We start from the raw sequence: 10,950 nt of genomic DNA, 5'->3' as shown, positions 1-10,950 counted from the left end.
CATGCCGATTCGCTGGGCGCCCGCCGCATCGGCGACATCGCCTGGGAGGTCTCGCAGCGCCACGTGCATGCCGCGCTGCTGCTGCCCGACGAGGCCATCCGCAGCGCGCAGCAATGGCTGTGGCGGGAACTGAAGCTGGCGGTCGAGCCGGCGGCGGCGCTGGGCCTGGCCGCGCTGCAAAGCGGCGCCTACCGCCCGCGCGCCGACGAGACGGTCGGCCTGATCCTGTGCGGGGCCAATTTCGATCCCGCCACGCTGGCCTGAGCGGCGCCGTGCTGGGGGCGCGCCTTGGCCTTCAGGCGGGCGGCTGCGCCCCGTCGCAGTTGACCATCCAGCCCACGCCGAACTTGTCCACCAGCGTGCCGAAGTGCGCGCCCCAGAACGTGACGGTGAAGGGCATGCCCACGTGCCCGCCCACGGCCAGGCTGTGGAAGATGCGCTCGCCGCGTTCGGCGCTGCCGGGGCAGTTGACCGACATCGAAAAGCCCGCGTGGCCTGCGAACGGCTGGCCTGGCATGCGGTCGCTGGCCATGAACCGGTGGCCGCCGGGCACTTCCAGGGTGGCATGCATGATCTTGTTGCGCCAGTGCGCGGGAAGCTGCTTTTCCAGCGGCGAGCCCTCGTAGCGGTGCACGGCGGTGAGGCGCCCTTCCAGGCACTGGGCGTAGAAATCCAGCGCTTGCTCGCAGTTGCCGTCGAAGAAAAGGTACGGTTCGATGTGCATGGAGTCCTCCCTGGGGCAGTGCGGTCCATCCTAAAACGGAAACTCCGGCGCGCCAACCCGGTAAGACGCCCTACTAAAATCGCGGCCTATGCTAGACATCCTCCTCCTTCGAAAAGACCTCGACTCCGCCATCGCCCGGCTGGAGACCCGCAAAAAACCCCAGGCCTTCCTGGATGTCGAGGCCTTTCAGTCCCTGGAGTCCGAGCGCAAGACCTTGCAGACCCGCACCGAGGAACTGCAGGCGCGCCGCAACACGCTGTCCAAGCAGATCGGCCAGCTCAAGGCCAAGGGCGAGAGCGCCGATGCGGTCATGGCCGAAGTGGGCTCGCTCAAGTCGGAACTGGAAACCTCGGCCGCCCGGCTGGAGCAGTTGCAGGGCGAACTGCACGCGCTGCTGCTGGCCGTGCCCAACCTGCCGCACGAGAGCGTGCCCGTGGGCGCGGACGAAGCCGGCAACGTCGAGGTGCGCCGCTGGGGCACGCCGCGCTCCTTCGACTTCGCGGCGAAGGACCATGTGGACGTGGGCACGCCGCTGGGGCTGGACTTCGACATGGGCGTCAAGCTGTCGGGCTCGCGCTTCACCGTGATGAAGGGTCCCATCGCCCGGCTGCACCGTGCGCTGTCGCAGTTCATGCTCGACGTGCAGACCCAGGAGCACGGCTACACCGAGTGCTATGTGCCCTATGCCGTCAATGCCGATTCGCTGCGCGGCACCGGCCAATTGCCGAAGTTCGAGGGCGACCTCTTCGCGGCCAAGAAGGGCGGCCAGGACGGCGAGCCCGTGCCCGACCATGCGGCCCTGTACCTCATTCCCACCAGCGAAGTGCCGCTGACCAACTTCGTGCGCGACGTGGTCGTGCCCGAGTCGGACCTGCCCATCCGGCTCACGGCGCACACGCCGTGCTTTCGCTCCGAGGCCGGCAGCTACGGCCGCGACACGCGCGGCATGATCCGCCAGCACCAGTTCGACAAGGTCGAGATGGTGCAGATCGTGCACCCCGACAAGAGCTACGATGCGCTGGAGGCCATGACGGGCCATGCCGAAGCCGTGCTGCAGAAGCTGGGGCTGCCTTACCGCGTGATGAGCCTGTGCACGGGCGACATGGGCTTCAGCGCCGCCAAGACCTACGACCTGGAAGTCTGGCTGCCCGCGCAGAACACCTACCGCGAGATCAGCTCGGTGAGCAACTGCGAGGCGTTCCAGTCCCGCCGCCTGCAGGCCCGCTTCAAGAACGCGCAAGGCAAGAACGAGCTGCTGCACACGCTCAATGGCTCGGGCCTGGCCGTGGGTCGCACCCTGGTGGCCGTGCTGGAGAACTACCAGCAGGCCGATGGCAGCGTGGAGATTCCGCCAGCGTTGCGCCCCTACCTGGGCGGGCTCGCTTCCCTGGCCGCATAGGCCGCAGGCCAGGGCCGCGCAGAATGGTTTTTTTGCACGATGGATGGGTGAGAAGGCCATGAAGCTCAACGTCGGCTGCGGTCGCAATACCCTCGCGGGGTGGCTGAACCTGGACAGCCAGGCGTTGCCCGGCGTGGACATCGTCGCGGACCTGGACGCCTGCGCGGCCACGCCCTTGCCGCTGGCGGACGGGAGCGTGGAGGAGTTTCTGCTGTCGCATGTCCTGGAGCACATCCCGAAGGTGTTGCCCATGATGCAGGAACTGCACCGCGTGGCCCGGCACGACGCGCGCATGGTCATCCGCGTGCCCCATGGCGCCAGCGACGATGCCTTCGAGGACCCGACCCATGTGCGCCAGCTGTTCCATGGGTCCTTCGGGTATTTCTCCCAGCCCTATTACTGGCGGGCGGATTACGGGTATCGCGGCGACTGGATCACCGACCGCATCGAGCTGACGGTGGCGCAGCGCCTGCGCGGATTGACCCACGAGCAGATCTGGGAATGCATCCAGAGCCAGCGCAACGTGGTCGTCGAGATGGTGGCCCATCTGCGTGCGGTGAAGCCGGCTCGCATGCCGTTGCGCGACTTGCAGAACGTGCCGCAGATCGTCCTGGTCTGAAACACCATCGGACTGGGTGTTTCAGGGGTTTTGCCGCTCCGATCGTGCACCAGCAGCCCATTGCTGGTGTACTTGCGATCCGCCGGCGTTCTGCCGGCCCTCTTTTCAAGGATCGACCCGCGATGACCTCTTTCATGTACAGCGCCAGCGTGCCCGTTTTCAAGCAGATGCTTGGCTCGCTGGGGGATGTAGTCTCCAAGACCGAAGCCCACGCGACCGCACGCAAGATCGACCCGGACGCTTTGCTGCAGGCCCGGCTGTTTCCCGACATGTTCCCGATGGCGCGGCAGGTGCTGGTCGCGTGCGATTTCGCCAAGGGCATCGCCGCAAGGCTGGCCGGCGTGGACGTGCCATCGCTGCCCGATGCAGAACGGCCGGGTTTCGCTGACCTGCGCACCCGGATCGACACCGTGCTGGCGTTCATCGAAGGCCTGCCCGCCGAGGCTTTCGACGAGGCCGCTGCCCGCCAGATCACGCTGCAGCCCGGCACGCCGCGCGAAAAGCAGTTTGCCGGCGAGCACTACCTGCTGCACTACGGCCTGCCACAGTTCTTCTTCCACGTGAATGCCACGTATGCGATTGCACGGCACAACGGAGTGGAACTGGGCAAACGCGACTACATGGGGAAGTACTGAGTCGGTCGGAAGGCTGAAACTTCCTGCTAGAATCCCGGCTTCGACACACAGGAGAGGTGGCAGAGTGGTCGAATGTACCTGACTCGAAATCAGGCGTAGTGGCAACACTACCGTGGGTTCGAATCCCACCCTCTCCGCCAGTAAGCCAACAAACGAGCGCCCTTCGGGGCGCTTTTTTGTTGCCTGCAGTCTGGCTCGAATCGTCGGTCTCAGCGCGAGACCGGCCGACCGCTCCCAAATGGCATGGAGTGAAGGGCATTGCGCCAAAAGCTGTGGCTCTCTTTACCACATCGAAATGTAATATTTCGCCGCAAGTGCGCGTAATTCCAAACGCTCTCCCTACAATTGTAAAGTTGTAGTTTGATAAGTGTGAATTTGTAAAAGCGTCGGCTGGTCGATGCGCGGAGCGCCTCAACGCTCCAATGAACTGGTTTCTATGAATGCCGACCTTGCTCTCCGGATGCTGTCCGACCTGTTTTGGACGGGATTGCTCATTTGCTTGCCTGTTCTGGGCTTGACCATGCTGGTGGGCTTGTTGATCAGCGTTTTGCAAGTGGTCACGCAAGTGCAGGAAATGTCGCTGACCTTCGTGCCGAAACTGTTCACTGCCGGTGTGGCCATCGTGCTGTTCGGCCCCTGGATGTTGAAGAAGCTGGGGCAATTCGCGTCCCAGCTCTGGACGAATATTCCCGCCATGTTCTGAGAGTGTCCGGAAATGGCCGCCCAATCTTCCCAATGGACGTTGTCGTCGTTTCTGGCAGGCGACGCGCAGGCTGCGGCTGTACTCCTCCCTTTCTTTTTGCTGTCGTTGCGCATTGCTGTGGTGCTTGCCATGACGCCTGTGCTCTACGCGATGCCCATTCCCAATCGGGTGCGGGCGCTGGTGGTGCTGTCGCTGGCTGCCGTGCTGTCTCTGGCCCTTCCCATGGATGGCGCGGGGGTGCGCACGGATGCTGGCGGAATCTTGCAAGCCGCGTTCATCGAGATGGCTCTGGGCGCCACCCTGGCGCTGGGTGTGCTGGTGGCCTTTGCCGCGTTCTCCGTGGCCGGCAACCTGCTGGACGTGCAGATCGGCTTCGGCATTGCACAGGTTTTCGATCCGGTGAGCAACAGGGCTTCTCCGCTGCTGGTGTCCGCCTTCAACTATGCGGCGGTGGTGGTGTTCTTTCTGGTGGATGGGCACCACGCGCTGCTGCGAGCGCTGGCCTATAGCCTGGAGGTTTTCCCGTTGGGAGCCCCTTGGTCTCTGGCGAGTGCCGCCGGCCCGGTGTTCAAGCATGTCAGCGCCCTTTTCATGCTGGGTTTTGCGCTGGCAGCTCCGGTGGTGTTTTGCATCTTGCTGGTGGAACTGGCTCTGGGGGTGGTGTCCCGCAATCTGCCCCAGATCAACATGCTGGTGCTGGGCATTCCCACCAAGATTGTGGTGGGTCTGGCGGTGCTGTCGCTCTGGTTTGCCGGAATGGGAGGCGCGATGAACCGCGTCTACGCCAGCATCTATGGCATGTGGGAAGGCGTCTTCCTGACAGCTTCGCCGGCTGCACGCTTCGATGGAAAACCGGCAGCGCCTTTGCGTGCGGAGGGCGTGCGCTGATGTCGGAGCAAGATCTCGATCGCAACGAAGCGGCCACGCCGTACAAGCTGCAAAAAGCGAAGGAAAAAGGCCAAGTCTCCAAGAGTGCGGACGTGGTCTCGGCGGTGGTGTTCGTGGTCGCGGTGGTGTACCTCACCTGGCAGGGCTGGGAGTCGGTGCGAGACCAGTTTCGCTTCGATCAGATGTTGCTGCTGCAGATCGAAAACATCGACCCGGGTGGTGGCAGCCTCTGGCCTGTGGTTGCTGCGATGGTCAAGGCAACGCTCGTCTGGATTGCCCCTTTTCTTGTTTGCGTCATGCTGGCTGCGGTGGCGGGGAATGTCTTGCAGACGGGCCTGATTCTTTCGTTGGATCCGGTGACCGCCGATTTCAATCGATTGAACCCGGTGAATGGGTTCAAGAAGATTTTCTCCCTGCGTGCCCTGTTCGACACCGCTCGCGCCTGCATCAAGCTGGTCTTGCTGAGCAGCACTGCGTACTACGCGCTGGTCGATCTTGCGCCGCAGTTTTACAACCTCTCGGGACTTTCGCCCCTCGGATACGTGCATACGCTGCTGGCTGACATGGGGAGCCTGGGGCTCAAGATGGCCATGCTGCTGGGTGCCATTGCGCTGGTCGACCTCATGTTCACCAAGCGCGAGTTCGCCAAGAAGATGCGCATGAGCAAGCGTGAGCTCAAAGATGAGCACAAGCAGCGCGACGGTGACCCGCGTGTGCGTGCCCGCATGCGAGAGTTGCGTCGAGAGGCGCGCAAGCGCAGCCAGGCGCTGCGGCAGACCAAGAACGCCGATGTGCTGCTGACCAACCCTACCCATGTCGCGGTTGCGTTGCGCTACGTCCATGGCCAGATGGACTCGCCGCAGGTGGTGGCCAAGGGGGCTGGCCACGTGGCAGCGGTGATGCGGCAGATCGCTGCTCGGCACCACATCCCCATTGTTCAAAGCCCTTCTCTTGCACGCAAGCTCTTCAAGGAGCTTGATGTCGAGCACCATGTGCCGCCGCAGATGTTTGCCGAGGTCGCTCGCATCATCGTCTGGGTGTTTGCCATGCGGGAACGCCAGCGCCAGGGTGCGCGCACGGGGGTGATGGCATGAAGGCACTTCAGCGTTTCTTCGGCAGACACAGCGACATCGCCATGGTGCTTTTGGTGCTGGGGGTTCTGGTGGTGCTGTTTGCGCCCATTCCCAGTCCGCTGCTGGATTTTCTGATCCTCACGAATTTCAGCTTCGCGTTTCTCATCTTGCTGCTGACGTTCTACATGGCGAGGCCGGTGGAGTTTTCCACCTTTCCATCGCTGCTGCTGATCGCCACCTTGTTTCGCCTGTCGCTCAATGTGGCAGCCACGCGCCTGATTCTGTCGGACGGTGACGCCGGCCGGGTGATCGGCGCCATCGGTGCCTATGTGGTGGGCGGCAACTACGTGATCGGTTTGATCGTCTTCCTGATCCTCATCGTTGTGCAGTACGTGGTGGTGACCAATGGCGCACAGCGAATCTCGGAGGTGGCTGCGCGTTTTACGCTGGACAGCATGCCTGGGCAGCAGATGAGCATCGACGCGGACCTCAACATGGGTTTCATCGATCAGGCAGAAGCCCAGCGCCGCCGCAAGAACATCGAAAAGGAAGCGGCTTTCTACGGCGCCATGGACGGCGCCAGCAAGTTCGTGAAGGGCGATGCGATCGCCGGCATCATCATCCTGCTGATCAACATCGTGGGTGGACTGGTGATCGGGGTGATGCAGCACAAGTTGCCCTGGGACCAGGCGCTGAAGACTTACTCGCTCCTGACCATCGGCGATGGCATCGTGACCCAGGTTCCCGCGCTGATCATCGCCGTGGGCACCGGCATCATCGTTACCCGTTCTGCTTCGGACGCAATCTCAGCCAGGAAGTGCTGCGCCAGATCACGTCGTTTCCCAAGACCCTTTTGCTGGTGGGCGCCGCGCTGACGGGCCTGCTTTTCTTTCCGGGAATTCCGGTCCTGCCGACCGCAATCCTGATGGCCATTGTGGGCGCCATTGCGTGGGTGGTGTATCGAAGCGCAGCCAGTGGCGAAGGGGGCCCACCGGCGGGTGCTGACGGCGCCGAAGTGGCGAAGGCGGAAGAGGGCTCGGCGCGCGACGATGAGGATCCCTATGCAGCGTTGCAGGTGGAGCCGATCGAGGTGCATGTGGGCAGCCAATGGGTCGCGCTCGTCAACCAGCCTGGCAGCGTGTTCATGGAGCGCATTGCCACCTTTCGCAAGCAGCATGCCCAGGAGTTGGGTCTCGTGCTGCCTCGCGTCCGTTTCAAGGATGCGGTTCGGCTCGGTGCCGACCGCTATGAGATCCATCTGGACGGAGTCATCTGTGGCCGGGGGGAGGCCCGGGCCGACCGCCTGCTGGCCATCCACCCTGCAGGCAAGACGGACGGACTGCCGGGCGAGCCGACGCGCGACCCCACTTACGGATTGCCGGCCTTGTGGATCGAGCAGAGCTTGCGTGAAGCAGCCGTTGCGGCGAAGTTCACGCTGGTGGATGCACCGACCGTCTTCATGACCCATCTGACCGAAGTCTTGCGGCGCGAATCCGCCACGCTGCTGACGCGGGCGGAAACGGATCGGCTGCTGGCCCGTGTGCGGCAGCAGCAATCCAGCCTGGTCGAGGAGCTGATACCCACCGTGCTGTCCGTGAGCGATGTGCAGAAGGTGCTTCAAAACCTGCTGCGTGAGAAGGTGTCCATCCGTCACATCGAGGCGATCCTCGAAACCTTGGCCGATGCGGGCCGGCAGTCCAAGGATGCCAACTACCTGACCGAGCTGGTGCGCCTTCGGCTGGGGCACGCGATATGCCAGGGCCTCGTTGGCGAGGCGAATGCATTGCACGTGATCACGCTGGATCCGGCCGTCGAAAGCCAATTCTTGCAGAGCGTGCAGATGGCGCACAGCGCGCGCGCCGAAGATGCGGGATCGCCTGCGGCACCTTTTGTGCTCGAGCCCAAGATGGCCGAGCAACTGATGGTCAAGCTGATGCAGCAAGCGGAACGCATGATGAAAAGCAACCTGTTGCCCGTGCTGCTGTGCGCACCTGAACTGCGCCGGCATGTACGAGCACTTTCGGAGCGCGTGATGCCGCACCTGAGGGTGCTGTCGATGGCAGAGATTCCGCACACCATCGAATTGAAGTCCTATGCCGTCGTGAGCGTTTAGCCGGCCCTTTTCCCTGGCATCCCCCTGTTTTATTTCACCCCGCTTTCCTTCCATGCAAGAAGTACTCGCCCTCGCTTTGCAGTCCATGCACCAGGACATGCAGCGCCTTGACCGGATTGGCAGCAATCTGGCCAACGCGCTGACGCCGGGTTATCAGCGCGAAGCGATGGCCAGCCGGCCGCTGGGCATGGTTGGCTCCACGTTCGCCGCCATGGTGGGCAATGTGCCCACGGCCCCTTCCGCGGCGGGCATGGCATCCGCAACGGTGCCTGCGCCTGCGCTGCTCATTCAGACCGATACGCGCCCGGGCAGCCTGAAGTCCACGGGCCAGGGGTTGGATGTGGCTCTGGCTGGCCCCGGTTTCTTTGAAGTGACGACGGACGTTGGCCCAGCCTATACCCGTCAGGGCAATTTTCGGTTGGATGGGCGGGGGCGCCTGGTGACCGCGCAAGGCCTTCCCGTCATGGGCAAGGGTGGCGAAATCTACCTGAATGGGGAGCGCCCTTTCATCGATGGTGCCGGGAACGTGTATGAGTCCGAATCCAAGTCAGCAGGCGCCAACGCGCAGCCGATCGCACAACTCAAGGTGGTGCAGGCGGAAGACCCCACCCGCCTTCAACACAAGGGTGATGGGTTGCTGGCAGCGGAAGGGGCGTTCAGCGTGCTCAAAGACGCGGACATTCAGATCCGGCAGGGCTTCCTGGAGAACTCGAATGTCAATTCCATGCAGGAGATGGTTCAACTGGTGCAAACCATGCGGCATTTCGAATCCATGCAAAAGGTGGCATTGGGCTATGACGAAATGACGGGGCAGGCCATCCGGAAACTCGGTGAACTTTCTTGATCCTTTGTTTTATTGGATGCGCTGCGCTTGAACAAGGGCTCTGCCATCCTTTTTAGAAATTGACTTCTTCCCATGTTTGACGCTCTCTACATCGGTGCCACCGGCATGCAAGCACAGCAGCTGAATGTTGACACCATTGCCAACAATTTGGCGAACGTGAACACCGCCGGCTTCAAGAAAGCGCGGGTCAGCTTTTCCGACCTGGTTGCCAAAGATCCGGCCCGTGCAGTGTCCAGCCAGGTGGATGGTGACGCCGGTCTCATCTCGCAGGGGGTGCGGCTGGGCGCGGGTGTGGGCATTGCCAATCTATCCAAGCTGTTCGACATGGGGGATCTCAAGAAAACGGACTCCCCCCTGGATGTCACTGTGCAGGGCGACGGTTTTCTGGAGGTGCTGATGCCCGATGGAAGCAGTGCCTACACCCGCGGCGGCACGCTGAAAGTGAACAAGGAAGGCCAATTGGCCACGTTGGCCGGCTATGCGCTCAAGCCTGGGATCACCGTGCCCGAGGACACCCAGGCCCTGGTACTACAGCCCGACGGACGGGTGCAGGCGCGCGCCGCCAACCAGGCCTCTGCCACGGACATCGGCAAGATCGATCTGGTCCGGTTTGCCAGCCCGCAAGGCTTGCTGGCCGAAGGGGACAACCTCTACCGAAGCAGCAGTGCGTCCGGGGAAGCGATTTCGGTTCGGGCTGGAGAAGATGGTGCGGGCAGCCTGGCCCAGGGCTATCTGGAGGGCTCCAACGTGAAGATGGTCGAGGAAATGGTCAACCTAATGGTGGCGCAGCGCACCTATGAAGCCAACGTCAAGATCGTTCAGGCGGCCGATGAGATTCTGGGGCTGGTCAACGGGCTGCGGCGATGAGTCCTTTCAATGCGATCAGGCGGCAGCCTCTCGGTGGAGCGCTGGGTGCCGTCTTGCTGTGGCTGGGTTCTCTTTTCGGTACCCCCGCATGGGCGATCAACGGCACTGCGATGCCCACAGCACTGCTGCGGGTGGAAATGCGGCCGCAGGCCCAAGTTCAACAGGCGCAAGTACAACTGGGGGACATTGCCATTTTGAGCAGTCCGGACCTGGCATTGCTGCGCCGGGCCATGGCGCTGCCGTTGGGCCAGGCCCCACGCATTGGCGATACCGCAGTTCTGGAGTCGGACCGATTGGCTCTGTGGCTTCGCAGCCGTACCGGCCTGCGCGAAGACCAGGTGCAGTGGCAAGGTTCCACTTCGACGGTCCTGACCGTGGCGGCGCGAGAGTTGCCGGGAGAGGAGGTGGTTGACAAAGCCCAATCTGCATTGCGGGATCACCTGATGGCCGGGGTGGCGCAAAAGGGTTGGATCGAGCCGCGGATCGAAATGCAGGCGGTGTCCGTGCCGTCGACGACCTTGATTCCGCTCGGGGGCAGCAGTCTGCGCGTGCGTCCGCTGGGCAACGTGCCGGTGGGCAAACGCATGCTGGTCTGGGTCGATGTGCTGGTGCAGGGACAGCACGTCAAGACCATTCCGGTCCGATTCGAAGTGAGCTTGTTCACCTTGGCGCCAGTGGCCGCGAACGACATGGCCGTGGGCACCTCGGTTCAGGCAGACAACTTGGTGATGCGCGAGGTCGATGCGGCCCGGCTGGGGGATGTGGGTCCCAGTGCATTGGGACAGCCTGCAACCCTTGGCGCAGGGGATGCTGTGGCTGCGCAACGGGTTCGCCGCAACCTCCACAGTGGTGATGTTGTCACTGCTGCGCATTTGCAGCCCGTACCGGCAGTGTCGCGCGGCGAATGGGTCAGTCTGGTTTCGCGAAGCGGTTTTGTGTCCCTGGAGAGCCGGGTGGAAGTGCTGCAGGACGGACAGGTCGGCCAGGTCGTGCGTGCAAGGCCCCTCAACGCCACCGGCGTGCTGCTGGCCCGTGTAACGGCCCCAGGGCATTTGGAGCTGCAGCCATGAAGCAATCTTTCGTCA

At 62.9% G+C, this 10,950-nt stretch carries 11 protein-coding genes, 1 tRNA gene and 1 pseudogene; 12 read left to right on the top strand and 1 reads right to left on the bottom strand.

All coding sequences use genetic code 11. From position 1 onward, the window contains the following. On the top strand, window positions 1-264 hold a 264-nt coding region (locus AC27IO_RS07435), incomplete at its 5' end, for a pyridoxal-phosphate dependent enzyme (protein WP_498738185.1). Between the two features lie 31 nt (window positions 265-295). On the opposite strand, the gene AC27IO_RS07430 is transcribed toward AC27IO_RS07435, so the two are convergent. Continuing rightward, a complete protein-coding gene (locus tag AC27IO_RS07430) occupies window positions 296-724 on the bottom strand; it encodes a VOC family protein (protein ID WP_284405457.1) in 429 nt (142 codons plus the stop codon). A gap of 88 nt (window positions 725-812) precedes the next feature. Here AC27IO_RS07430 and serS point away from each other — a divergent pair, with 88 nt between their 5' ends. The 11 genes and pseudogenes from serS (at window position 813) to flgA (ending at window position 10,935) form a co-directional block, all read left to right on the top strand. Then, a complete protein-coding gene (gene serS / locus AC27IO_RS07425) occupies window positions 813-2,123 on the top strand; it encodes a serine--tRNA ligase (protein WP_498738182.1) in 1,311 nt (436 codons plus the stop codon). Window positions 2,124-2,181: 58 nt separating this feature from the next. Continuing rightward, window positions 2,182-2,742, top strand: a complete 561-nt coding sequence (locus AC27IO_RS07420) for a class I SAM-dependent methyltransferase (RefSeq protein ID WP_317356468.1) — start codon at window positions 2,182-2,184, stop codon at window positions 2,740-2,742. A 122-nt stretch (window positions 2,743-2,864) separates the two neighbouring features. Then, on the top strand, window positions 2,865-3,377 hold the full coding sequence (locus AC27IO_RS07415) for a DUF1993 domain-containing protein (RefSeq protein ID WP_498738180.1): 513 nt from the start codon (window positions 2,865-2,867) through the stop codon (window positions 3,375-3,377). Window positions 3,378-3,427: 50 nt separating this feature from the next. Further along, window positions 3,428-3,517, top strand: a tRNA-Ser gene (locus AC27IO_RS07410). A gap of 296 nt (window positions 3,518-3,813) precedes the next feature. Next, window positions 3,814-4,080, top strand: a complete 267-nt coding sequence (locus AC27IO_RS07405) for a flagellar biosynthetic protein FliQ (RefSeq protein ID WP_284408159.1) — start codon at window positions 3,814-3,816, stop codon at window positions 4,078-4,080. A 12-nt stretch (window positions 4,081-4,092) separates the two neighbouring features. Next, the gene (locus AC27IO_RS07400; RefSeq protein ID WP_284429296.1) at window positions 4,093-4,968 is read left to right on the top strand and encodes a flagellar biosynthetic protein FliR; all 876 of its coding nucleotides are present in this window, start codon (window positions 4,093-4,095) and stop codon (window positions 4,966-4,968) included. After that, a complete protein-coding gene (locus tag AC27IO_RS07395; protein WP_498738177.1) occupies window positions 4,968-6,062 on the top strand; it encodes an EscU/YscU/HrcU family type III secretion system export apparatus switch protein in 1,095 nt (364 codons plus the stop codon). Before AC27IO_RS07400 ends, AC27IO_RS07395 begins: the two co-directional genes overlap by 1 nt. Beyond that, window positions 6,059-8,154, top strand: a pseudogene (gene flhA / locus AC27IO_RS07390) (flagellar biosynthesis protein FlhA). The gene AC27IO_RS07395 and the pseudogene flhA overlap by 4 nt, the downstream one beginning before the upstream one ends. Window positions 8,155-8,206: 52 nt before the next feature. Continuing rightward, complete coding sequence (locus tag AC27IO_RS07385) at window positions 8,207-8,998, top strand: flagellar hook-basal body protein (protein ID WP_498738175.1); 792 nt, start codon at window positions 8,207-8,209, stop codon at window positions 8,996-8,998. Between the two features lie 72 nt (window positions 8,999-9,070). Next, window positions 9,071-9,865 (top strand): flagellar basal-body rod protein FlgG, encoded by a 795-nt coding sequence (flgG, locus tag AC27IO_RS07380; RefSeq protein WP_498738173.1) that lies wholly within the window; start codon window positions 9,071-9,073, stop codon window positions 9,863-9,865. Continuing rightward, window positions 9,862-10,935, top strand: a complete 1,074-nt coding sequence (gene flgA, locus AC27IO_RS07375; RefSeq protein ID WP_498738172.1) for a flagellar basal body P-ring formation chaperone FlgA — start codon at window positions 9,862-9,864, stop codon at window positions 10,933-10,935. The genes flgG and flgA overlap by 4 nt, the downstream gene beginning before the upstream one ends. The last annotated feature ends 15 nt before the right edge of the window (window positions 10,936-10,950 follow it).

It is taken from the genome of Acidovorax sp. KNOB132, assembly GCF_057541515.1.
The sequence above is the reverse complement of the archived record's forward strand: the minus strand, read 5'-3'. Positions and strand labels throughout refer to the sequence as shown.

Bases quoted from the DNA above. Each gene is read 5' to 3' on its own strand.
- AC27IO_RS07430 (WP_284405457.1), bottom strand. From the start codon at position 724: ATGCACATCGAACCGTACCTTTTCTTCGACGGCAACTGCGAGCAAGCG.
- serS (WP_498738182.1), top strand. From the start codon at position 813: ATGCTAGACATCCTCCTCCTTCGAAAAGACCTCGACTCCGCCATCGCC.
- AC27IO_RS07420 (WP_317356468.1), top strand. From the start codon at position 2,182: ATGAAGCTCAACGTCGGCTGCGGTCGCAATACCCTCGCGGGGTGGCTG.
- AC27IO_RS07415 (WP_498738180.1), top strand. From the start codon at position 2,865: ATGACCTCTTTCATGTACAGCGCCAGCGTGCCCGTTTTCAAGCAGATG.
- AC27IO_RS07405 (WP_284408159.1), top strand. From the start codon at position 3,814: ATGAATGCCGACCTTGCTCTCCGGATGCTGTCCGACCTGTTTTGGACG.
- AC27IO_RS07400 (WP_284429296.1), top strand. From the start codon at position 4,093: ATGGCCGCCCAATCTTCCCAATGGACGTTGTCGTCGTTTCTGGCAGGC.
- AC27IO_RS07395 (WP_498738177.1), top strand. From the start codon at position 4,968: ATGTCGGAGCAAGATCTCGATCGCAACGAAGCGGCCACGCCGTACAAG.
- AC27IO_RS07385 (WP_498738175.1), top strand. From the start codon at position 8,207: ATGCAAGAAGTACTCGCCCTCGCTTTGCAGTCCATGCACCAGGACATG.
- flgG (WP_498738173.1), top strand. From the start codon at position 9,071: ATGTTTGACGCTCTCTACATCGGTGCCACCGGCATGCAAGCACAGCAG.
- flgA (WP_498738172.1), top strand. From the start codon at position 9,862: ATGAGTCCTTTCAATGCGATCAGGCGGCAGCCTCTCGGTGGAGCGCTG.